Raw genomic sequence first — 21,250 nt, forward strand, 5'->3', positions numbered from 1 at the left:
AGCGAGTACTCCCCATGGAATGACGAAGTCATTCCACCGACGCGGGGAAGCGCTCCCAGACGCGGTGCGAGGCCATGAGGCCCTGCACCTCGGTGAAGACGGTCGCGGCGTCCTCGCCGGTGACGATCCCCGGCTCGGCCGCCGGGATCCCGGCGGCGGTGAGGGCGTGGGCGCCCTCGCCCCAGGCGCCGATGACCTTGGCGTGGCGGAAGCACTCCTGGAGCATCAGCACGACCCGCGGGTCGACCAGCGGCTGGTCGGGCGTGCCGGCCTTGTCGTCGCGGGCACCCAGCGCGTCGGGCGCCGGCACCGGCGCGCCGGCGACCAGCAGGACGTCGTACTCCACCGAGCGGCCGGTCGCGAAGGTGCGCTGCACCGGCATGTCGTCGACCATCCCGCCGTGGGGCGCGATCAGCAGCGGCACCATGCCCGCGGCGTCGATGGTGCGACGCAGCGCCCGGACCCCGTCGAGGTCGCCGTCGGGGTCGACGACGATCCCGACCATGCGGCCGTCGGGCGGGAACTCGCCGCCGATCTGCGACAGCGCGGGGCTGAGGTCGGGGTCCTCCAGCTTGATGGTGGCCTGGGGCGCGGGCAGCCCGAGACCGGTGGCCACCTCCTGGCACAGCACCGGGTCGATGTTGGCCAGCGACTGCAGCTGCCGCTCCTTGATGGCCTGCTCGTAGCACTTGCCGAGCTCGAAGGTGTAGGCCCGGATGATGTGCTCCTTCTCGACCGGCGTCATGCTCAGCCAGAACTGCCGCGGCTGGCTGTAGTGGTCGTCGTACGACGCCGGGTTCTCGCGCACCTTGGTCGACTCGGCGACGCGCACCGGCAGGTCCTCGAAGGCGTTGTCGTCGGCGCCGGCGAAGAACGGGCAGCCGCCGTCGAGCGAGGCCGGCTTGTAGGGCGCGACGCCGCCATGGACGGCGTGCTGGTGGAAGCCGTCGCGCAGCATGTCGTTGACCGGCGCGTGCGGCCGGTTGATCGGGATCTGCGAGAAGTTCGGCCCGCCCAGGCGGGTCAGCTGGGTGTCGACGTAGGAGAAGAGCCGCGTCTGCAGGAGCGGGTCGTCGGTGACGTCGATGCCCGGAGGCAGGTGGCCGACGTGGAAGGCGACCTGCTCGGTCTCGGCGAAGAAGTTGGTCGGGTTGGCGTTGAGCGTCAGGCGACCGATCAGCTGCACCTCGGCCTGCTCCTCCGGCACGATCTTGGTCGGGTCGAGCAGGTCGATGCCGTTGAACATCTGCTCCTCGTTGTCCTCGAAGACCTGGATGCCGAGCTCCCACTGCGGGAACGCGCCGGACTCGATGGCGTCGTAGAGGTCGCGGCGGTGGAAGTCGGGGTCGATGCCGTTGATCATCTGCGCCTCCTCCCAGGTGAGGGAGTGGACGCCCAGCACGGGCTTCCAGTGGAACTTCACCAGCGACGTCTCGCCCGCCTCGTTGACGCAGCGGAAGGTGTGGACGCCGAAGCCCTCCATCATCCGGTAGGAGCGCGGGATGCCCCGGTCCGACATGTTCCACATCGTGTGGTTCTGCGCCTCGGTGTGCAGCGAGACGAAGTCCCAGAAGGTGTCGTGCGCGCTCTGGGCCTGCGGGATCTCACGGTCGGGGTGCGGCTTGCCGGCGTGGATGACGTCGGGGAACTTGATGCCGTCCTGGATGAAGAAGACGGGGATGTTGTTGCCGACCAGGTCGAAGGTGCCCTCGTCGGTGTAGAACTTCGTGGCGAAGCCCCGGGTGTCGCGCACGGTGTCGGCGGAGCCGCGCGAGCCCAGGACGGTGGAGAAGCGGACGAAGACCGCCGTCTCCTTGCCCTTGGCCAGGAAGCCGGCCTTGGTGACCGAGCCGGCCGAGCCGTAGCCCTCGAACGTGCCGTGGGCGCCGGCGCCGCGGGCGTGGACCACCCGCTCGGGGATCCGCTCGTGGTCGAAGTGGGTGATCTTCTCGCGCAGGTGGTGGTCCTGCAGGAGCGTCGGGCCGCGCGGCCCGGCCTTGAGGGAGTGGTCGCTGTCGCGCAGGCGCGCGCCCTGGGACGTGGTGAGGTAGGCGCCCTGCTGGGCCGCGTCGGTCGGGAGCGCGTCGACCTTCGCCCCGGTCGGGGTCCGGGTGTCCGGGGTGCGCTGGTCCGGCTTCGGCGGCAGCGGCTCGACGGGGGTGGTGGGCTCCTCGAGCGTGGCCGGCGCCGCGCCCGGCGTGCCCGGGATCACCGGCTCCAGCAGCTCGGCGGCCTTGTCGATGGTGGACTTGACGGCCTTGGTGGCCTTGGCGGCCGCCTTCTTGGCGGGCTTGCTGGGAGTCATCGTTTCTCCTGGAGAGGGGGCCCTCAGGTACCCGCGGCGTCCGCGCCGCGACTCCACCCCTTCGGGCGAACGTGCCGACGAGGTGGAGGGGCACCGGGACCTCCCCCACGAGAGGAGCGGGCCCATGTCCGTCCACGACCACCACGCGAGCACGGCCCACGACGGCCGCGACAAGCTCGCCCGCACCCTCGCCCTGGCGACCGGTGCGGTCTTCCTGCTCGTCGGCGTCCTCGGGTTCGTCCCGGGCATCACGACCGACTACGACTCCATGGAGCTCGCGGGCCACGAGAGTGGCGCCAAGCTGCTCGGGATCTTCCAGGTCTCGATCCTGCACAACATCGTCCACCTCCTCTTCGGGGTCGCCGGCCTCGCGCTGGCCCGCAAGGCGACGACCGCGATCCCCTACCTCGTCGGCGGCGGCATCGTCTACTTCGTCCTGTGGGTCTACGGCCTGCTGGTCGGTCATGGCAGTGACGCCAACTTCGTGCCGCTCAACGACGCCGACAACTGGCTGCACCTGGTGCTGGCGATCGGCATGGTTGCGATGGGCCTCGTGGGGCAGCGCGCGCTGCGTGGCTCCGTCGGTAGCCAGACCCCGATGTGAGCAGGCTCGACGACGTCACCCGCCGGGCGGCCTCGGCCGGAGGCGCGGTGCTGGCCACCGGCACGCGCGCCCTCGCCGCCGTACGACCGGCGGCGAAGCCGCTGCACCCGCGCGGCTCGGTGGCCCAGGCCCGTCTGTACCGGCACGGCCTGCAGCCGCCGCTGGGGGTGGAGTTCCTCGACACCGTCTCGACCGACGACGTCGTGGTGCGCGAGTCGCGCTCGGTGGGCCTGCCCGGTTGGCTGCCGGACATCCACGGCCTGGCGATCAAGGTCACCAACCCCGACGGCAGCCACGGCGACCTGCTGTTCTCCACCACCGGGCTCGGCCGTGTCACCCGCTATGCGCTGACGCTCAGCCTGAGCCAGTACGGGCGGCCGATGACGACGCTGCTGCCCTACCGCACCCCGGCCGGCCCGGTCCTGCTCGGTGCGCGGTCCAGCGGCGGCTCCACGGTGGAGATCCTGTGCGCCGTCGGCGACGGCGACTGGCGCCACGTCGCCGACCTGCGGCTGAGCTACCTCGAGGCGGAGGACCAGTCGGTGTCGTTCGACCCGGTGCGCAACCAGGTGCCGGGCCTGGAGCAGTACGGCTGGGTGCGGCGGCTGCGCGCCCCGGCGTACGTCACGGCCCGCAGGAGTCGAGGCGAGGGCGCTGTTGGTGCCACCGGGGATAGTGGACCGGGTGCAGGCCCAGCCGCGTCTCCTCCCCGTCCGTGAGCCCGAGTACCCGACGGGCGTCGTGCTCGTGCTCCACGGCGGTGCCTCGCGCCAGCAGCAGATGATGGTCAGCCCCACGCAGCTGTCGGTCGTCCGGATGATCCCCACGGCCAAGCGGGTCGCCCGCGAGGGGCGCGGCAAGCTGGCCGTCTACCGGCTGCTCAACTCCTACCGCGGCTGGGACACCCACCACACGCCCGTCGCCGACGTGGAGTGGGCGCTGGGGCAGGTGCGGGAGCGGCACGGCGAGCTGCCGGTCGGGCTCGTCGGTCACTCGCTGGGCGGTCGTGCCGCGCTGCTCGCCGGTGACCAGCGGGGCGTCGAGTCGGTCGTGGCGCTCAACCCCTGGGTCTACCCCGACGACACCGTCGACCTGACGGGGCGCAGGGTGCTCGTCGTCCACGGCACCGCCGACCGGATCGCGCTCCCGCAGCGCGCCGAGCTCGTCGCCCGCCGCATCGCCCGCACGACCGAGGTCGGGTTCATCAAGATCCCCGGCGGGAAGCACGCGATGCTGCGCCACGGACGCGCCTTCGACGGCTACGCCGCCGAGTTCACCGCCGTGTCGCTGCTCGGCCACGTGCCACGCGGCTCGGTCTCCGAGCCGGTGATGCGCGTGCTCGACGGCGAGGCCTGGGTCACCGCCTAGGGGTCACGGCGCGACCAGCACCGGGATCTCCTCGCCCAGCCGCGCACCGAGCTCGAGGTCGAGCCCGTCGCCGGACCAGAACGTGCCGGGGTCGTAGAAGTTGGTCGGACGGCGCTCGTCGAGCAGCCCCATCGCCTGGTAGGTCGCCGCGACGACCTCCGCGCAGTAGGTGAGCTCGGCCGGTGCCTTGCTGCGCACCCGCCCGCGCGCCCACCGCGTGGCCAGCTTGGCCGTCGACGGGAACGGCGTGCCGTCCAAGCTGGCGACCGTGCGCAGCACCGCCGCCTCCATCTCGGGCGTCACGTCGTGGTCGAGCTGGCGCAGCCACGCGCGCTGCTCGTAGCGCCCGCACCACTGCGTGACCGCGTCGCGCAGGTCGTGCAGCTGCACGCCGCGGTGGTGGTCGCCGGTCCACACGTCGAGCAGGCCCTTGCCGAGCTCGGCGTGCCACATCAGCGGCGGCAGGTCGTCGATCACGACCGCCATGCCGACGTGGTTGACCGGCGCGTTGGTCACGACCCGGATAGCGTGGTCGGCGGCGGAGCGACCGCGGAAGAGCCAGAGGTCGCCGGTGCGGGTGATCTCGACCGCCGCGTCGAGCGTCAGCCTGGAGGTGTCCAACGTGAGGGAGTCCTGTCGGTGAAGCTGTGGAAGATCCTGGGGATCGCGGGGCTGACCGGGGTGGCCGCCACGGGGGCCATCATCGCCCGTGAGCAGCGCAAGCGCGCGCAGGTCACGCCGGACGACGTACGCCGGAAGCTGCACGAGCGTCTCGCCGACCTCGACGCTCAGCGGTAGCCCACCAGCGTGGGGGAGGCCTCGACCACGTCGAGCGCCACGGGGGCGCCGGCGATCGTGACGGTGCCCGCCACGGGCTGCCAGCCGCCGCCGTCGACGCGCCAGTCGGCGGAGTAGGTCGTGTCCACGGCCGCCCGGACCGCGCCGCTGTCCTGGTAGCTGTGGGTGATCTCCAGCCGTGGGTACGGCGAGCCGGGGCTGCTCGTCGCGAGCCGCTCGCCGTCGCCGAAGCGCCACCCGAAACCGCTCGCGCGGATGCGCAGGTCGACCCGCTGGCCGAGCAGCGTGATCGTCCGCGTGAACGGCGCGTTCTCGGTGTAGAAGTTCGTCGCGAAGTTCACCAGCGTGCGCCCGTCCGGTGGCTGCACCACGAGCCGGGACGGGGGGAGGGGCAGCTCGCGGAACGCGGCCGCGACGACGCCAGGGGTCAGGGCTGGTGCAGTTGCTTCAGCTGCGCAGTAGTCCTCCGGGTCAGCTCCGATAACGCTCGCGGAGCCAGCGCATGCAGCGCTGCCAACCGCCGTCTGGGGTGACTGCGCACCTGTTGTTCCTGCGGCGTCATCCGCTTGGCCATCGCATATCTCGACAACGACCGTCCTGATCTGATTGTCGATGACAACTACCTGCTCGACGTGGGTGCAACCAGCCTCCGCCGCCGTCGGAATGACCATGAGCGAAACACAGCCCATGAGCCACGCAAGAACTAGTCGTCGCCAGTTCATCGGACAAGCCCGATGAACACGACTTTCGTTTTCCCGCCCGCGGCTTTGAGGCGGAACCGAAAGATCGCTTTGTCCTCTGCGTACTCATCGGGGCTTGCGTCAGCAGAGGCGAACATGGTCCCGCCATTCATGGTCACTGCAGCTGTGACCTCGAATGGTTTCAGCTCTCTTGCGTTGTCCACGGTCCAGCCGGTGGTCTCGTACCTTCCCCCTGCGCGGTAGACGTCTTCGATCAGATCGATGTACGGCTCGCAGGACGAACACCCCGGGGATGTGAGGTCCCGTAGCGGTCCCGTCTTCCCGGAGCCAAGAGCAATGTTTCGCTCCCGCACCCACAACCGCACTGCCTCCACTGCTGTGGCCGGGCTAGGAGATACGGCTGGAGAGCTCGCCTGAGTCGGGGTCGGCGACTCACTCGGGCTCGCGCTGGGGGTGGGGTCGACGCGCGGCTTCGGGTCGTCGTCGGAGCAGCCGGCGGCCAGGAGGGCGGCGGCGGCGAGCAGAGCGGCCAGGCGGAGGTGGGTCACGAGCGGTCCTTCCCGAGAAGGTGCAGCCGAAATTACCCCTCGGGGCGCGCGGCCGGAAGGGGCGGCGCGACGCCTGTGGACAACCGGACCCGGGTGGCCGGAAGTGATGGATGCGGCGGGGCCGGGGGCACTACGGTGCTCAGCGTGGACCCGGTGAGCGAGAGCGAGCGCAGCGCGGCGGTGAAGGCCGTGGAGGCGGCGTTGGCCGACGGGCGGATCGTGCAGGCCGACCGCGATCAGCGCGTCGTGCAGCTGCGGGACGCGCAGACGTCGTCCGAGGTGCAGATGGTCGTGCACGACCTGGCCCACCGCGACCAGCCCGGGACGACGCAGACTCCCGCCGCGTCGACCACGTGGTCGACGTACGACCCGCCGGCGACGCCCGCGCCGAGCAACCCCTACGGACCGCCCGAGGGCTCTCCGACGGCGGCCACCGCCAAGCAGTTGTTCGGCACGCGGAAGTCCTCGGGTGGCGCCGGGTGCGCGGTGGTGCTCTTCCTGGCGATCTTCGCGGTGGCCGGCGCGGTCGTCCTGGGCGCGTTCTCGGCGATGAGCGACGACCCGTTCGAGTCCGACCCGTTCGGGTCTGACACGTTCAGCGAGGGCGTCGACCCCGGGGGGCTGCCCGAGGGGGAGAAGCCGAACCTCTTCCGGTCCGCTGACGTCGACGCGCTGCGCGACGCCATCGCGGAGGAGACCGGGGGGACGACGGTGTTCCGGGTGGTGCTCTACCCGGCGTACGCCTCGGTCGCGGTGCCGGCGCGCGCCACCGGCCCCCGCGAGCTGAGCTACTACTACGACGGCGAGTTCGCCACCGACCCGACGCCCGGCCGGTCGAGCTTCGAACGCTTCGACGTGACGCGGATCGACTCGTCGGTCATCGCGCCGCTCGTACGACGGGCCCGCAACAACCTGATCGAGGACCCGACGAGCGTCTACGTGATCCTGCAGAAGCCCGACGAGTTCGGAGCCGCGGACGCGTGGGTCACGGTCCACGTCTCCAACGAGTTCCAGGAGAGCGGCTACCTCGAGGCGGACCTGACCGGGAAGGTCGTCAACCGCTACGTCAGCGAGTAGAGGTAGCGGCTGGTCGGGACCAGGTCGAGGTCGCGGTCGGCGCCGAAGCGCGCGACGCTGGTCATCAGCCGCGTCAGTCGCGCGTCGAGCTCCGCGGCGTCGCCGCCGCTGCCGTAGAACGCGTGCATGTCGCTCATCCCCTCGATCGGGAACAGCTCCTCGACCAGCGCGCTCACCGGTGGTGCGTCCTCGGTGACCGGGCGGACCACGACGTTCTGGAGATAGCCGAACGTCGCCTGCGTGGCGATCGCCACCGGCGTGTGGTCGACCAGCCAGCGGCGCAGCCACTCCTCCTGCGTGAGCTCGGCGGGGCGCCTCAGCACCGCGACGTTGGCCAGGCCCTGCCCACGCGTGCCGTCCCAGACCTCCGGCGGGTCGATCGGCCGTCGTTCCTCGACCTCCCAGCCGGCCACCCGCGTCACCACCCCGGCCAGCACCTTCACGACCGACTCGGCCGCGCCGCACGTCCAGACGCTGACGATCGCGCCGATCGGCTCCGCGAACGTCGGGATGCGCATCGCCGCCGCCACGTGCTCGTCGTCGACGTTGAGCTGCACCCGCTCCGCCCCGGCCGCCGCGAGCGCGTCGCGCAGTGCCGGGACGTGCAGGGCGGTGGTGAGGTCGGGACCCCACAGCGCGAACATCAGCTTGGTCACGCGGGCGAATCTAGCGGCCCCGACCCGCTGTAACGCGGAGTTAGCGGTTCTGGTGCCCCTCTGCAGGGGAGCACCAGAGCAGATAACTCCGCGTTACAGCTGGGGTGCAGCCGCTCGCGCCTGAGCGCGGGCGTGAGCCCGGGCCGCGATGGTGGGGTTCGTGGCCTGGCCGAAGTGCTCGTAGATGCGGTCCGCCATCTCCACGGAGGTCGACGGCGTCATGCTGGCGGCCCACCACGACGAGTTGGTGTCGCGGGGGAGCTGAGGAAGCGAGGAGCGCATCAAGGAGAGGAGCTGGTGCCCACGTGGGCAGGTGATCTGGCCGCGCCCGACGTCGCAGGTCCGGTAGGCGCAGCGCTCCAGCTCGATCGCCGACAGATAGTAGTCGGGCACCCACGCCTCGAACGCCTCGAGGTCGCGCAGCTCCCGGGCGGTGGGCTCGCCGTCTCCCCGTCGGACGATGGCACGGATCTGGTCGTCGAGGTCGGGCGGGGCCAGCCACAAGACGACGTACGGTCGGCGCGTGAAGAGCAGGACACTCAGGATCGTGGAGACGGTGACGGCGCCTGCCATCCACCAGCCGTCGCCTGACATCAGGGGGCCGATGATGGCTCCGCCCAGGGCGAATGCCGGGTAGAGGGGCGTCCAGCCGCCGAGTGTCACGACGAGCAGCAGCTGTTGCAGGATCAGCAGGGTCACGACGAAGAAGGCCGCCGCCTCGGTCGACCCGGGTGCGACCAGCCCGACCACGCACAGCTCGAGGAGGGAGCCGAGGCCGAGGGCCAGCAAGGTGCGGCGACGGTCGAAGCGTCGGCTGGGTCGTCGCCAGGCGATGACCCAGCCGGCCACCGCGACGAGATGGGCGTTCATCAGCACGACGTAGCCCCGTGCCCAGGAATCGCCCGCCAGCGACCAGCCCTGCCAGGTCCCGATCCCCAACGCGATGGCGAACGCGGCACCGACAGCGAGTCGAGACGAGGTCGTGCGCGGCTCCTCGTCGGCGACCCCCGGGGCCGCGCGCCACGCGGACATCAGCAGGCTGGGGATCCCGGTGAGCAGGTCGACGGCGAAGTCGATCGGCTGTGGCGTCTCGGCAGGGTCGTCCAGGAGTGTGAGCCACTCGTCGAGCTCAGCTCGTCGGACGTCACGGGGAAGGACCACGGTGAAGGTCCGCACCAGCAGCTTGGCCACGCCCCGACCCTGCTGTGTCGCCTCGGCCAGCAGCAGGGGACCGACGAGCGCGCCCAGGACCGCGGCCCACGCCGGGTTGTCGCTCAGGAAGACGAGTCCGACGCTGAGGACGAGGAGCGCCACCAGGACGGACCATCCCCGGCGCGGGGGAGGTGGCCGCCTGCTCACGTGGATCCACCGTCCCAGGCCGGTCTGCCGGGCCGCGCCACCCGCGCCCTCTGGAGCCGGGCCAGCTGCGCCTGCCGGTCCGCCTCGGCGAACTCGGCGCCCTCGGCGGTGAACCGCCAGTAGCGGATCGCTGGTCGGCCCACCACGCGTGGGTCCACGTCCTCCCAGGTGGCGTAGATGACTCCGGCACCCTGCAGCCGGGTGAGAAGTGGGTAGACCGTCCCCACGGCGAGACCGGTCTCTCGCGCGAGCTCGTTGCCGTAGCTACCCACCGCAGGGTCGTGCTCGGCGAGCGCCAAGAGGATCTCACGCGCAGCCCGGGTCATTCGGAAGCGGAGCATGGTCATACTCTCCTTCCGATAGAGGGTGCCAGTCAATGGCCTCGTCAGCTCGAATCGAGCTGTAACGCGGACTTACCGGTTCTGGTGCCCCTCTGCAGGGGAGCACCAGAGCAGATAACTCCGCGTTACAGCTGGGGGCCCGGCGACGGCTCAGACGAGCGAGCGGTAGATGTCCACGGTGCGCTCCGCGATGGCCGGCCAGCCGAACGACTCGATGGCGCGGCGGCGGCCGGCGACGCCCATGGCGGCGGCGCGGGCGGGGTCGGTGACGACCTCGTGGAGGGCGGCGGCGAAGTCGGCGACGTAGCGGTCGGGGTCGAGCGGGGTGCCGGTGCCGTCCGTGGCCTGCTCGATCGGGACCAGCCGGCCCGTCTCGCCCTCCACGACGACCTCGGGGATGCCGCCGGTGGCCGTGGCGACGACGGCGGTCTCGCAGGCCATGGCCTCGAGGTTGACGATGCCCAGCGGCTCGTAGATCGAGGGGCAGGCGAAGACGGTGGCCTGGGTCAGCAGCGCCACCACGTCCGGCCGGGGCAGCATCTCGGTGATCCACACGACGCCGGTACGCCGGGCGGCCAGCTCCGTCACGAGGTGCTCGACCTCGGCGGCGATCTCGGGGGTGTCGGGCGCGCCGGCGCACAGCACGATCTGCACGTCGTCGGGCAGCTCGGCGACCGCGCGCAGGAAGAGCGGCAGCCCCTTCTGCCGAGTGATCCGGCCCACGAAGACCACCGAGGGACGGTCGGGGTCGACGCCCAGCTCGCGCACCCGGTCGGGTGCCACCAGGGGCGCCCACTGCTCGGTGTCGATGCCGTTGTGGACGACGTGGACGCGGGCCGGGTCGATGGCGGGGTAGGAGGCGAGCACGTCGTCGCGCATCGCGGCGGACACCGCGATCACCGCCGCCGCGGCCTCGTAGGAGGTGCGCTCGACCCAGGACGACACGGCGTACCCGCCACCGAGCTGCTCGGCCTTCCACGGCCGCAGCGGCTCGAGCGAGTGGGCCGAGACCACGTGCGGCACGCCGTGGAGCAGGGAGGCGACGTGACCGGCCATGTTGGCGTACCAGGTGTGGGAGTGGACCAGGTCGGCTCCGGCGCACGCGTCGGCGATGGCCAGGTCGACGCCCAGGGTGCGCAGGGCCGGGTTGGCGCCGGCGAGCTCGGCGAGGTCGGGGTACGACGCCGTGCCGGACTCGTCGCGGGCCGCGCCGAACGCGTGCACCCGGGCCTCGACGTCGCGACGCGCCCGGAGCGCTCGCACGAGCTCGGTCACGTGGACACCCGCGCCGCCGTAGACCTCGGGCGGGTACTCCTTGGTCAGCACGTCGATCCTCACGTGAGGCACGTTACTCGGACGACGCTTCGGGGATACGGTGCTGTCATGACAGCGCGCAAGAAGGTCCTCGCCATCGTGCTCGCGGGCGGCGAGGGCAAGCGCCTGATGCCGCTGACCGCCGACCGCGCCAAGCCCGCCGTGCCGTTCGCGGGGATCTACCGCCTCATCGACTTCGCGCTGTCCAACGTCGTCAACAGCGGCTACCTCAAGGTGGTCGTGCTGACGCAGTACAAGTCGCACAGCCTCGACCGTCACGTCACGCAGACCTGGCGCATGTCGACGATGCTCGGCAACTACGTCACCCCGGTGCCGGCCCAGCAGCGCGTCGGCAAGCACTGGTACCTCGGCAGCGCCGACGCGATCTTCCAGTCGCTCAACCTGCTCAAGGACGAGAAGCCCGACATCGTGGTCGTCGTCGGCGCCGACCACGTCTACCGCATGGACTTCGCGCAGATGGTCGACCAGCACATCGAGAGCGACGCGACCTGCACGGTCGCGGCGATCCGGCAGCCGATCGAGCTCGCCGACCAGTTCGGGGTCATCGACGTGCTCCCCGAGGACCCGTCGCGGATCCGGGAGTTCCTCGAGAAGCCCACGAACCCCACCGGCCTGCCCGACAGCCCCGGCGAGGTCCTGGCCTCGATGGGCAACTACGTCTTCGACGCCGACGCGCTCATCGAGGCGGTCACGCGCGACGCCACGATGGAGGGCTCCAAGCACGACATGGGCGGCGACATCGTCCCGGCGTTCGTCCGCCGCGAGCAGGCCGGCGTCTACGACTACAAGGACAACGTCGTGCCCGGCGCCACCGACCGCGACCGCGGCTACTGGCGCGACGTGGGGACGCTCGGGTCCTACTACGCCGCCCAGATGGACGTCGTCTCGCCGCTGCCGGTCTTCAACCTCTACAACTTCGCCTGGCCCATCTACACCTCATACGGGCCGCAGCCGCCCGCGAAGGTCGTGCAGGGCGTCGACGGCACCGAGGCCGCGGTCGACGAGGCGCTGCTCTCGCCGGGCGTCGTGGTCAGCGGCGCGCGCGTCCAGCGCTCGGTGCTCTCCCCGGGGGTGCGCGTCGAGGCGGGCGCGGTCGTCGAGGGCTCGGTGCTGATGAACGACGTGCGCATCGGCGCCGGCGCGGTCGTGCGCAACGCGATCCTCGACAAGAACGTCGTCGTCCCCGACGGCGCCCAGGTGGGCGTCGACCACGAGGCCGACCGCGCGCGGGGCTTCGTCGTCGAGGACGGCCTCACCGTGCTCGGCAAGGACCAGTCCTTCTAGGCACGCCGTTGGTCGAGCAGGGCGGCGCGCCGGCGCCGACCGCCCGTCGAGACCCGTGAGGGGTGCAGGGCGCCGGGGAGCAGCGCGTGCCTGGCCGTGGGGGAGCTCGACGGGCGCTCAGGCGCTGCACGCCTTCGCTGCTCGATCACCGGTCGGGCAGGATGCCCGCGGCGCGGGCCGGCTCGGCGTAGGCCTCGGCGAGGGTCGCGATGGTCTGGTGGGCGTTGAGGCCGCTCGGGTTGGGCACGACCCACAGCTGCGCGCCCTCGAGCTCCTCGGGCTGTCGGCCGGCGACGGCTTGGGGGCGGCCCCACCCGGTGCGGTAGGCGGTGATCCCGGCGACGGCGACCACGGCCGGCGTCGTACGGCGGACCAGGGCGGCGAGCCGGTCCTTGCCCTCGCGCAGCTCCTCGGCGCTCAGGTCCGAGGCGCGGGCGCTGGCGCGGGCGACGATGTTGGTGATGCCGATGCCGCGGGCGCGCAGGTAGCCGCGGTCCTCGTCGGTCATCCCGGCCGACGGGCTGATCGGACGCTCCAGGATGCCGGCCTGGAGCAGCGCGGGGTAGAACCGGTTGGCGGGGTGGGCGAAGTGGCTGCCGGTGGCGGCGGTCCAGAGGCCGGGGTTGATGCCGACGAAGAGCAGGCGCAGGCGCTGGCCGGCGCCCGGGAGCAGGTCGGGCACGAAGGCGTCGCGGAAGGCGTCCAGCTCGGCACGGGTGAAGCTGCGGCGTCGCTCGGCAGGAGGTGGCGCGGTCACGGCGCCAGCGTGCCAGGGCGGCGGGAACCCGCCGGCGAGGGGTAGCGTCCAACCACCATGAGACGGACCCTCGGACCCCTCCTGCCCCTCACGCTGCTGGCCGCGCTGCTGGCCGGCTGCGGCGACGACGACGGCACCGTCGCCGAGGACCCGCCGCCCTCGTCGCCGTCGGCATCCCCCTCGCAGACGCCTCCCTCCGACGAGCCGTCCCCCGACGAGCCGGCCTCGGACGAGCCGGTGGTCGTCGCCCTCGTGAGCGAGACGGGCGGCGGCGGGACGTCGAGCGACGTGCTCGCCCCCGTCGACGGCCCGGGCCTGGACGCCTTCCTGACGCAGGTGGACTCCGCGACGCTCGGCGAGGAGGTCCGCGCCGCGGTCCGTGGGCACGACCTGCCGAGTGGCCACAGCCAGGGCGCCGCGGTGGTCTCGGTCGGCTGCGACGTGCCGCCCGAGGTCTTCGTGACCCAGGTGGACGGTGCCTGGACGGTCACCCCCGCGAAGGTGGCCAGCCCGCGGCAGGAGTGCTACGCGGCGGTCACCACCGTCGCGGTCGTCGACGTCCCGGGCGAGATCGCCCCCGTCGCGGCCGACCCGGCGGCGTAGACCTCAGCGCGGCCGGCGGTAGCGGACCGTGAGCCCGTTGGCGACCTTGCGCTGGGCGCCGTCCGAGGGGCTGTTGAGCACCCGGACCCCCTCGCCCGGCTTGGGCGCCACCATCGTGCTGGACCCGCCGCCGTCGAGGTTGAGCGCCTCGTCGGCGCCCAGCTCGATCATCAGCTCGGCGAGCTCGACCATCGTGTAGCCACGGCTGAAGCTCTGGCGGCCGTCGACGACCAGCAGCAGCACGTCGCCGGTGTCGCGGTCGTAGCCGATCGCCGTGCGGGGGTGCATCTCCCGGTCGTCGACCACGTCGATGACGCCGTCGCTGACCAGGATCTTGTTGCCGGTGATGGCCAGGCGCGGGGAGCCGACGATGCCGCGCTGCAGCCGCACGCCGTCGCCCTTGCGCAGCTCCATCAGCTTGCGCGCGCCCGCGCCGCGGCCGACCAGGATGATGCCGCGCACGCGCTTGCCCGAGGAGAGCCTCCGGCCGGTCTCGACGACCCGCTTGCGCACGACCCGGACGTAGCGCACGCCGCGGCGGCGGCCGTCGGTCACGCTGTAGCCGGACGTGAGACCCCAGCGGGGCGTGTAGGCCCCGATGCCGCCGGGCGGGACCACGGGGGAGTTGTAGTTGGTGATCCTCATGCCCGGACGGTGCGCGACGCGCAGCACCGGCTCCAGCGGGCCGATGTCGGGGCGTCCGCGGGAGTCGAGGAAGAACGCGGAGTTCCAGCCGGCCCTGGGTGCGTGCAGCAGGCCCCCGCCGGGGCTGCGGCCGATGCCCAGGGGGGCGCCGGTGTCGCCGATGTCGAAGAAGTCGCCGTTGACGCCGGCGATCCCGCCGCCGCGGGCCACGATGTCGCTGACCTCGTCGGTGCGGGCCACGAACCCCGGCGAGCCGTAGCCGAGGCTGACGCCGCGGGTGCGCAGGTTGACGGTCAGCAGGTGGGCGCGGATCGGGCCGCGGGCGTCGACCTGGTCCCAGCGGTGGTAGCGGATCCCGGGCGCGACGCGCCACTCGGCGGCCGGTGCGGTGCTGCGGGCGACGCCGCGCAGGTAGCCCGGGATCGGTCGCCCGATCTCGCCCCGGACCCCGTCGGACGTCTGGGGCACCCGCCGCTCGGTCGAGAGGCGCGTGCCGTCGTCCGCCCCGCCGCCGACCGAGGGCGACGGCGCCGCGAGGAGGCTGCAGCCCAGCAGGAGGGCGGCGAGCCGGGGAAGTGTGCGCACCGTGTCGAGGGTAAAGGGTCAGCGGCCGACAACGGGGAGCGAGACGACGGTGTCGTCCAGCACGACCACGCCGGGAGTGCGCGAGCCCATCGTCACGAACGTGTCGCTGGTCGCCGAGGCGAGCAGGTAGAGCGTCTGTCCCGCGGGTACGTCGACCGCGACCGACGGCAGCGTCACCCGGCGGGTCACCCCGGTGACCGGGGTGGGCTCGCTCAGCGGCAGCACGTTGTTCTGCACCAGGCGCGCGGTGGCGGGGGAAGTCCCGACGGCCAGGCCGTAGAAGGCGCGGTTCTCGACGCCCAGGGCGGTGACGGCGGCGGTGAGGTACGGCGAGCCGGCGACGCGCACCGGGCCGCGCACGACCGGGACGGCCACCGGCGCACCGGCCGGGCCGGTGGTCGTGGCGACCGAGCCGACGGCGTACCGCCGGGTGGGAGCGACCGAGCGCACGGTGGTGCAGCGGCTCGCGGGGGTGGCGAGGTGGATGCGACCGAAGCCGCGCAGGCGGGTCGTGCGGTGCTTGAGCTTGGCGTCGAAGAACTTCACCGTCAGCGCGCGGAAGTCGCCGCCGGCGAGCTTCCTGCTGCACGGGTCGGAGGTGACGTCCACCCCGGCCGGCAGGACCGCGGGCAGGACGTGCCCGCCGTTGTAGCCGATGAAGATGCTCTGCCGGCGGGCCCGCTTGGTCAGGGCGCGCTGCCAGTTGGCGAGGCCCTGCTGGAGCGGGAAGAGGGTGTCGGTGGTGCCCTGCCCGAACAGCACGGGGATGGTGAGCCGGCGACCGTGGTCGACGTGCCACTTCGGCCCGTTCTTGGCGAAGAAGGCCACCAGGTCCTCTCCGCCGGGCAGCGACCCGTCGGGCCAGCGGCCGGTGGTCGCGCCCTCCACGAGCGCCTTGTAGACACGCTCGGGCAGGGCCTGGGACGGCAGGGCGGCGGCGCTCAGCGCGAGCGCCCACTCGGTGCGCGTGACCCCCTCGGGGGCGATGCTCTGGGAGAGGTCGTGCCAGGTGATCTCCGGCGCCAGGGCGTCGAAGACCGGCTTGCCGCGCAGCCGCAGCGACTCGAAGGCGCCCGCGAACTGGTAGCCGCCGCCGTAGCTGCCGCCCACCGCCCCGATGCGCGGGTCGCCCCGGCCGTCCTGGCGCACCCAGCGCAGCCGGCTCACCAGCCGCACCAGCGCGCGCACGTCGCGGCCCTCGAAGGCGGGGTGCTCGACGTGCGCCTTGCCGCCGGACTCGCCCCAGCCGCGCTGGTCGAAGGAGATGACGCCGTAGCCCGCGCGCGTGAAGGCGCGCAGCTCGGCCGGGTCCTTGGTGCGCGAGCCGCCCCAGCCGTGGCTGTGCATGATCATCGGGACGCGGCGCTTCGCGCTGGCCCGGGCGGGCTTGAAGATCGTGTAGCAGATCTTGACGGGCGCGCCGCCCTTCGTCTCCGGGACGCTCCTCAGGCAGCCGTTCGTGACCGTGACGCCCGGCTTGGCCGCCGGCGCCGCTGCTGCGGTGGCCGCCGCTCCCGCCGTGGTGGGTACGGCGGTCAGGGTGGCGGCGGCCAGGGCGAGGCCGAGCAGCGGGGCGAGGCGCGTCTTCATGGGCTGTTCAACTGCCGCGGCGGCGCGAGGTCACGTGGGACCAGGGTCGGGGCCGCTCAGCAGGGCGCGTCGCCGAGGATCGCGAGCCCGCTGCGGTCGCCGGGGCCGAGCTCGGTCGTCTCGGTGGTGGGGTGCATGAGCTCGCCGGGGTCGTCGACGTGGGCCAGCCCGACCAGGTGCCCCAGCTCGTGCAGCACGATGGCCTCCCGCTGCTCGTCCCCGCCGCGCACGGACTCGATCTCCTCGAAGGCCTCCTTGTCGAGGACGACCCGCCCGGTGACGTACTTCTGGAACATCCCGTCGTTGCGGGACATCGGCCCGGCGAGGCCCGCCACGTCGCCGGACAGTCCCGGCACCTCGTCCTCGTCCGCCCAGGCGATGAGCACCGGCTCGGCCCCTCCGGCGAGCCCGAAGCGCCCCTCGAAGTCGCGGTCGTCGGTCGTGCCGCGGTCCTCGAAGACCAGCCCGGAGGCCTCCTGCATCCTGTCGGTGGCGTCGCGGACCAGGTCCTCCCAGTCGTCGGGCGCCCCGTCGGTGTTGACGACGTACGGGATCGGCTCGCAGTGGCTCCAGCCCACCGGCTCGTCGGTGCCCGGCCGGGTGGCCAGGAATTCGTAGGAGCCGCTGCCGTCGCCCTCGACCTGGGTGCCGAACCGGTCGTCGAAGCCCAGCCACTGCCGCACCTGCGCGGAGCCGGGGCCGAGGTTGAGCACGACCAGGGCGCCGATCACGCCGAGGGTGACGAGGACGGTGAGCAGGGTGCGGCGCCGCTCGTGGGCGAGCGGCGCGGGACCGGGGGGCGCGTGGCGCGCACGCCGGGACGGCCGGGCGGCTCGCGGCAGGCCGCCCCGGATCGGGGTCACCGTGCCGCCGTCGGGGCCCTCGTCGGTGGTCTCCATCGCCCGGATCTCACGCAGCAGGTCGCGCTGCCACTGGCGCTCGGCGCGTCGCCGCGACCACCCGCTGTCTCCCACGCCCGAAATCATCGCCTACGGGCGGTCACGCGGTCCCGGCTTCGGCGAGGGCGAGGTCGACTTCCGCGGGCGTCCCCGCGCGCCGTCCCCGGGCAGCCGACCCGGGTGGTGCCCTCGGCCGGGTGGGCGGGACATGCCACGAAACGGGCTGCGGGGCCCGTCGCCCTCCGGGAGCGGCTACGGTGCGGCCGTGACCGTCGACGAGCGCCCGTGGAACGCGTTCGTGGCGGGCGACAACCTCGACGTGCTGCCCACGCTGGAGCCCGGCAGCGTCGACCTGGTCTACATCGACCCGCCCTACAACACGGGCAACGACTTCGCCTACCGCGACGACATCCGCGGCGACGACACCCGCAGCCGGCACGAGGCGTGGGTGGCGATGATGCGCCCGCGGCTCGAGGCGGCGCGCGAGGTGCTGGCCGCCACGGGCGCGATCTTCGTCAGCATCGACGACCACGAGGCGGCGTACCTGCGACTGCTGATGGACGAGGTCTACGGCGATGACAACCTGCTCGCGCAGATCGTGGTCAACCTCAACCCCAAGGGACGCCAGCTGGGGAAGGGCTTCGCCACCAGCCACGAGTACCTGCTCGCCTACGCGCGCGACGCGCGGCGCTGCGTCCTGGACGCGAGCACGAGCGACACCGTGGACGAGCGGGACTTCCCGCTGGCCGACGCGGACGGGCGGCGCTTCCGGCACCTGCCGCTGCGCAACACCAACAAGAAGTTCAACCCGGCGACGGCGCGCACGCTGCACTTCCCGGTGTGGGGCGACCCGGTCGCGGGGACGGTGCGCACGGCGCCGTTCGAGGGGGCCGTGGAGGTGCTGCCCGTCTTCGGCGACGGCAGCCCGGCGGTGTGGCGGTGGAGCCGCCCGCGGATCGAGGAGCGCCCCGACGACCTCGTCTGCCGCACCATCAACGGCGCTCTCGGCGAGCGCGTGGACGTCTTCCAGAAGGACTGGCTGCACCGCGACACCCCGGGCGGGCGCCGCAAGAAGCTGCGCACGATCTGGATGGCCGACGAGGTGGGCTCCACCGACACCGCGGTCGCAGAGCTCAAGGAGATCCTGGGGCACGTCTTCGAGTCGCCCAAGCCCACCGGACTGCTGCTGCGGATCCTGCAGACGATGCCGTCCGACGCGCGGGTGCTGGACTTCTTCGCCGGCAGCGGGACGACGGGGCACGCGGTCGCGCTGGCCAACGCCGCCGACGGCGGCTCGCGCACCTGCCTCTCGGTCAACTCGACCGAGCCGACCCGGGTCGGCTCGAACGCCGAGCTGGCGGGCTACGCCACGGTCGCCGACGTCACCCGCGCCCGGCTGCGGGCGGTCGCGGAGCGGGTCGGTGGTGGGTTCGTCGACCTGACGCCGTAGCGGTCGTCTGCGGCTAGCCGCAGAGCTGGTCGGGCATCGCCACGAACTGGGTCTCGCCCCGGATCGCCATGGCGAGCGTGAGGTAGGGCTCGCCGTTCCTCAGGACGACCCAGGAGCCGGTGCCCAGGTCGTTGTAGCCGCCGCCGGCGGACTGGGCCGCGTAGTCCGCCACCTCGTCGGCCGGCCGCCCGTCGTCCCGGGCGCGCAGCCCGTTGAGCGTCACCTCGATGGCGTCCTGGGTGGAGGGGCCGGTGCCGGTCAGGGCCGGCCCCCACTCCGGGGTCCCGACGGGGTCGCACCCCTCGAGGGTGTCGCCCATCCACTGACCGTCGGGGTCGACGACGTTCAGGACCAGCTCCTGTGGCTTCTCCCCGCGGACCTGGCACGCGAGGGTGACCTTGCCGGGTGCGAGCGGCAGCCTCCAGGTGCCGTCGCGCGCCGGCAGCCGGTGGGCGCCGGTGTCCGCGAACGGCAGCTCGTAGGAGTAGCCGAACGACGAGCCGGGCTTCATGGTGCTCGACAGTCGCACGACGACCCCGGACGGCTGCGCGATGACCTTGGGCGGACTGAGCTCCATGCCGTTGTTCTCGCACGAGAGGTCCATGGAGGGCCGCGCGGACAGGTCGATCACTGTCGGCGCGCTCGTCACCCCGGTCGTGGGGTCGCCGACCGGGGGCGCCGTGCGGTCGTCGTCGGGCGTCGCCACGTAGGCGATGCCGGAGCCGATGACCAGCGCCGCGGCCAGCCCGGCGCCCGCGGTGACCGCGCGCCGTACGGTGCGACGGCGGGTGCCGCGGGCGACCACCTGGTCCAGGTCGAGGGTGTCGGGCGGGGCGTCGACGACGACCGACTCGAAGAGCGTACGGACGTCGTTCACGGCGTCTCCTCCTGGTACGTCGCCAGGGCGCCGCGCAGCGCCTCGAGGCCGCGGCTGGTCTGGCTCTTGATGTTGCCGGTGCTGACGCCGAGCGCCTGGGCGCTCTGCTCCACCGAGAGGTCCTCCCAGAAGCGCAGCACCAGCACGGCGCGCTGCCCGGGGGCGACCTCGCGCAGGGCGGCGAGGACCCGCTCGCGCTCGCCGAGGTCGCTCGCGCCTCCGCCGACCGAGGCCGTGTCGGGCAGCTCGGCCCACGCCGCCTCGCGCCGCGCCGGCCGGCGCCGGTGGTCGAGGTAGAGGTTCAGCAGGATCTTGCGCACGTAGGCATCGGGCTGCCCGCCCCGGACGATCCGGCCCCAGGCCGCGAAGGCACGGGTCAGCGCCTCCTGGACCAGGTCGTCGGCGAGGTGCCAGTCGCCGCACAGCAGGTACGCCGTCCGCCGCAGGTGGGAGCGGCGGGCCGCCACCCACTCGCGGAACTCCGGCTCCGGGTCCTGTCTCATGCCCCTCCCACGGGATCGGCACCCCCGGAGGTTGCACCGGCGCGCAGGCGGTCGAGGACCAGCCGCAGCGGCGGCCAGCCGTCGCGGCCGCGTCGGGTGAGCGCGTACGCGCGGAGCACCACACCGGGGTCGGCCAGCGGCAGCACGCGCACGCCGGGGCCGCAGGCGCGGTCGAGGGGGAGCAGGCCGACGCCGAGGCCGGCGACGATCAGGTCCTCGACCAGGTCGAGGCTGTCGATCTCGTGGCGGATCCGCGGGGTGAAGCCGGCCAGCGAGCCCAGCGTGCGCACGGCGTCCTCGTCGGCGGTGTTGCGGGAGTTGACGATCCAGGAGTGCTCGGCGTAGGCGGCGAAGACGGCCGCGGCGTCGCCTCGTGGCGTGGGGGACCCCACCGGGACGCCCAGCCCCCACGTGAGGTCCCACAGGGGCAGGGCGTCGAGGTCGTTGCGCAGGGCGGCCGGGGCCAGGTTGTAGTCGTAGGTGAGGGCCAGGTCCACGTCGTCGCTGGCGAGCAGGTCGAAGGCCTCCAGCGGCTCGTACTCGCTCACCAGCACCCGCACGCTCGGGTGGGTCGCGGCGAGGTCGTCGATGACCGGCAGCAGCGAGCGGCGTACGGCGGTCGCGAAGCCCGCGATCCGCAGGGTCCCGGCCGGCTCCGCGTCGGGGTCGAGGTCGAGGCGGGCCGCGTCGACCGCGGCCAGGATGGTGACGGCGTGCTCGGCGAGCCGGCGCCCCGCGGCCGTGAGCCGCACCCGCCGGCCGTGCGGCTCGATGAGCGGCGTGTGCACCTCGCGGGCGAGGGCCGCGATCTGCTGCGAGACCGTGGAGGTGGTGTAGCCGAGCTCGTCGGCGACCTCGCGCATGGAGCCCAGCCGGGAGAGCTCGAGCAGCAGCCTGAGGCGGCGGACGTCCATGATCTCATTGTCCGTGAATCGTGAACGATCTGTCCAGGATCCTCACGTGGA

At 72.8% G+C, this 21,250-nt stretch carries 23 protein-coding genes; 8 read left to right on the top strand and 15 right to left on the bottom strand.

The annotated features are described in order from the left end of the window. Positions 1-28: 28 nt before the first annotated feature. The gene (locus E4622_RS16580) at positions 29-2,305 is read right to left on the bottom strand and encodes a catalase (protein ID WP_134741303.1); all 2,277 of its coding nucleotides are present in this window, start codon (positions 2,303-2,305) and stop codon (positions 29-31) included. Between the two features lie 124 nt (positions 2,306-2,429). Here E4622_RS16580 and E4622_RS16585 point away from each other — a divergent pair, with 124 nt between their 5' ends. The 3 genes from E4622_RS16585 to E4622_RS16595 are packed head-to-tail and all read left to right on the top strand — an operon-like array spanning position 2,430 to position 4,277. Then, complete coding sequence (locus E4622_RS16585) at positions 2,430-2,909, top strand: DUF4383 domain-containing protein (RefSeq protein WP_134741304.1); 480 nt, start codon at positions 2,430-2,432, stop codon at positions 2,907-2,909. After that, positions 2,906-3,628, top strand: a complete 723-nt coding sequence (locus E4622_RS16590) for a hypothetical protein (RefSeq protein ID WP_134741305.1) — start codon at positions 2,906-2,908, stop codon at positions 3,626-3,628. The genes E4622_RS16585 and E4622_RS16590 overlap by 4 nt, the downstream gene beginning before the upstream one ends. After that, the gene (locus E4622_RS16595; RefSeq protein ID WP_209021974.1) at positions 3,594-4,277 is read left to right on the top strand and encodes an alpha/beta hydrolase; all 684 of its coding nucleotides are present in this window, start codon (positions 3,594-3,596) and stop codon (positions 4,275-4,277) included. The genes E4622_RS16590 and E4622_RS16595 overlap by 35 nt, the downstream gene beginning before the upstream one ends. Positions 4,278-4,280: 3 nt before the next feature. On the opposite strand, the gene E4622_RS16600 is transcribed toward E4622_RS16595, so the two are convergent. Further along, complete coding sequence (locus E4622_RS16600; RefSeq protein WP_134741306.1) at positions 4,281-4,898, bottom strand: hypothetical protein; 618 nt, start codon at positions 4,896-4,898, stop codon at positions 4,281-4,283. Positions 4,899-4,916: 18 nt separating this feature from the next. Between E4622_RS16600 and E4622_RS22875 the strand changes: the two genes are divergently transcribed. After that, complete coding sequence (locus E4622_RS22875; protein WP_167736126.1) at positions 4,917-5,075, top strand: hypothetical protein; 159 nt, start codon at positions 4,917-4,919, stop codon at positions 5,073-5,075. Here the strand turns inward: E4622_RS22875 and E4622_RS16605 are convergent. Next, positions 5,066-5,416, bottom strand: a complete 351-nt coding sequence (locus tag E4622_RS16605; protein ID WP_134741307.1) for a hypothetical protein — start codon at positions 5,414-5,416, stop codon at positions 5,066-5,068. The genes E4622_RS22875 and E4622_RS16605 overlap by 10 nt on opposite strands. Before the next feature lie 377 nt (positions 5,417-5,793). Continuing rightward, on the bottom strand, positions 5,794-6,324 hold the full coding sequence (locus E4622_RS16610) for a DUF6318 family protein (RefSeq protein ID WP_134741308.1): 531 nt from the start codon (positions 6,322-6,324) through the stop codon (positions 5,794-5,796). 153 nt (positions 6,325-6,477) lie between these two features. Between E4622_RS16610 and E4622_RS16615 the strand changes: the two genes are divergently transcribed. Beyond that, the gene (locus E4622_RS16615; RefSeq protein ID WP_134741309.1) at positions 6,478-7,401 is read left to right on the top strand and encodes a DUF1707 domain-containing protein; all 924 of its coding nucleotides are present in this window, start codon (positions 6,478-6,480) and stop codon (positions 7,399-7,401) included. Here the strand turns inward: E4622_RS16615 and E4622_RS16620 are convergent. The 4 genes from E4622_RS16620 to glgA form a co-directional block, all read right to left on the bottom strand. After that, on the bottom strand, positions 7,386-8,057 hold the full coding sequence (locus E4622_RS16620) for a hypothetical protein (RefSeq protein ID WP_134741310.1): 672 nt from the start codon (positions 8,055-8,057) through the stop codon (positions 7,386-7,388). The two genes, E4622_RS16615 and E4622_RS16620, sit on opposite strands and share 16 nt — an antisense overlap. 93 nt (positions 8,058-8,150) lie before the next feature. Next, the gene (locus tag E4622_RS16625; protein WP_134741311.1) at positions 8,151-9,371 is read right to left on the bottom strand and encodes a hypothetical protein; all 1,221 of its coding nucleotides are present in this window, start codon (positions 9,369-9,371) and stop codon (positions 8,151-8,153) included. Positions 9,372-9,412: 41 nt separating this feature from the next. After that, entirely contained in the window at positions 9,413-9,757 is a 345-nt protein-coding gene (locus E4622_RS16630) for a PadR family transcriptional regulator (protein ID WP_167736127.1), read from the bottom strand. 150 nt (positions 9,758-9,907) lie between these two features. After that, positions 9,908-11,095, bottom strand: coding sequence for a glycogen synthase (glgA, locus tag E4622_RS16635; protein WP_209021975.1), 1,188 nt, complete (start codon positions 11,093-11,095; stop codon positions 9,908-9,910). 45 nt (positions 11,096-11,140) lie between these two features. On the opposite strand from glgA, the gene glgC reads away from it, so the two are divergent. After that, on the top strand, positions 11,141-12,376 hold the full coding sequence (glgC, locus tag E4622_RS16640; protein WP_134741314.1) for a glucose-1-phosphate adenylyltransferase: 1,236 nt from the start codon (positions 11,141-11,143) through the stop codon (positions 12,374-12,376). Positions 12,377-12,521: 145 nt separating this feature from the next. Here glgC and E4622_RS16645 read toward each other — a convergent pair whose 3' ends face one another. After that, on the bottom strand, positions 12,522-13,133 hold the full coding sequence (locus E4622_RS16645; protein WP_134741315.1) for a mismatch-specific DNA-glycosylase: 612 nt from the start codon (positions 13,131-13,133) through the stop codon (positions 12,522-12,524). Positions 13,134-13,190: 57 nt separating this feature from the next. Between E4622_RS16645 and E4622_RS23075 the strand changes: the two genes are divergently transcribed. Continuing rightward, complete coding sequence (locus E4622_RS23075; protein ID WP_134741316.1) at positions 13,191-13,736, top strand: hypothetical protein; 546 nt, start codon at positions 13,191-13,193, stop codon at positions 13,734-13,736. A 3-nt stretch (positions 13,737-13,739) separates the two neighbouring features. Here E4622_RS23075 and E4622_RS23225 read toward each other — a convergent pair whose 3' ends face one another. Genes E4622_RS23225 through E4622_RS16665 form a run of 3 tightly spaced genes read right to left on the bottom strand, consistent with a single transcriptional unit; the run spans position 13,740 to position 17,530 of the window. After that, positions 13,740-14,966, bottom strand: coding sequence for a phosphodiester glycosidase family protein (locus E4622_RS23225; protein WP_134741317.1), 1,227 nt, complete (start codon positions 14,964-14,966; stop codon positions 13,740-13,742). A gap of 18 nt (positions 14,967-14,984) precedes the next feature. Next, positions 14,985-16,556, bottom strand: a complete 1,572-nt coding sequence (locus E4622_RS16660) for an alpha/beta fold hydrolase (RefSeq protein ID WP_134741318.1) — start codon at positions 16,554-16,556, stop codon at positions 14,985-14,987. A gap of 56 nt (positions 16,557-16,612) precedes the next feature. Further along, complete coding sequence (locus E4622_RS16665; RefSeq protein ID WP_167736129.1) at positions 16,613-17,530, bottom strand: matrixin family metalloprotease; 918 nt, start codon at positions 17,528-17,530, stop codon at positions 16,613-16,615. A 190-nt stretch (positions 17,531-17,720) separates the two neighbouring features. On the opposite strand from E4622_RS16665, the gene E4622_RS16670 reads away from it, so the two are divergent. Continuing rightward, on the top strand, positions 17,721-18,905 hold the full coding sequence (locus E4622_RS16670) for a site-specific DNA-methyltransferase (RefSeq protein ID WP_245156071.1): 1,185 nt from the start codon (positions 17,721-17,723) through the stop codon (positions 18,903-18,905). Between the two features lie 13 nt (positions 18,906-18,918). On the opposite strand, the gene E4622_RS16675 is transcribed toward E4622_RS16670, so the two are convergent. The 3 genes from E4622_RS16675 to E4622_RS16685 are packed head-to-tail and all read right to left on the bottom strand — an operon-like array spanning position 18,919 to position 21,199. After that, positions 18,919-19,782, bottom strand: a complete 864-nt coding sequence (locus E4622_RS16675; RefSeq protein WP_134741321.1) for a hypothetical protein — start codon at positions 19,780-19,782, stop codon at positions 18,919-18,921. Next, positions 19,779-20,285 carry a SigE family RNA polymerase sigma factor gene (locus E4622_RS16680; RefSeq protein WP_134741322.1) on the bottom strand — a complete coding sequence of 169 codons (507 nt, stop codon included), beginning with the start codon at positions 20,283-20,285 and terminating at the stop codon, positions 19,779-19,781. Before E4622_RS16680 ends, E4622_RS16675 begins: the two co-directional genes overlap by 4 nt. Beyond that, entirely contained in the window at positions 20,282-21,199 is a 918-nt protein-coding gene (locus E4622_RS16685; protein ID WP_134741323.1) for a LysR family transcriptional regulator, read from the bottom strand. The genes E4622_RS16680 and E4622_RS16685 overlap by 4 nt, the downstream gene beginning before the upstream one ends. Positions 21,200-21,250: the final 51 nt, after the last annotated feature.

This window comes from Nocardioides sp. 503 (assembly GCF_004522095.1).
Lineage (GTDB): Bacteria > Actinomycetota > Actinomycetes > Propionibacteriales > Nocardioidaceae > Nocardioides.

Bases quoted from the DNA above. Each gene is read 5' to 3' on its own strand.
- E4622_RS16630 (WP_167736127.1), bottom strand. From the start codon at position 9,757: ATGCTCCGCTTCCGAATGACCCGGGCTGCGCGTGAGATCCTCTTGGCG.
- glgC (WP_134741314.1), top strand. From the start codon at position 11,141: ATGACAGCGCGCAAGAAGGTCCTCGCCATCGTGCTCGCGGGCGGCGAG.
- E4622_RS16680 (WP_134741322.1), bottom strand. From the start codon at position 20,285: ATGAGACAGGACCCGGAGCCGGAGTTCCGCGAGTGGGTGGCGGCCCGC.
- E4622_RS23075 (WP_134741316.1), top strand. From the start codon at position 13,191: ATGAGACGGACCCTCGGACCCCTCCTGCCCCTCACGCTGCTGGCCGCG.
- E4622_RS16585 (WP_134741304.1), top strand. From the start codon at position 2,430: ATGTCCGTCCACGACCACCACGCGAGCACGGCCCACGACGGCCGCGAC.
- E4622_RS16685 (WP_134741323.1), bottom strand. From the start codon at position 21,199: ATGGACGTCCGCCGCCTCAGGCTGCTGCTCGAGCTCTCCCGGCTGGGC.
- E4622_RS16580 (WP_134741303.1), bottom strand. From the start codon at position 2,305: ATGACTCCCAGCAAGCCCGCCAAGAAGGCGGCCGCCAAGGCCACCAAG.
- E4622_RS16660 (WP_134741318.1), bottom strand. From the start codon at position 16,556: ATGAAGACGCGCCTCGCCCCGCTGCTCGGCCTCGCCCTGGCCGCCGCC.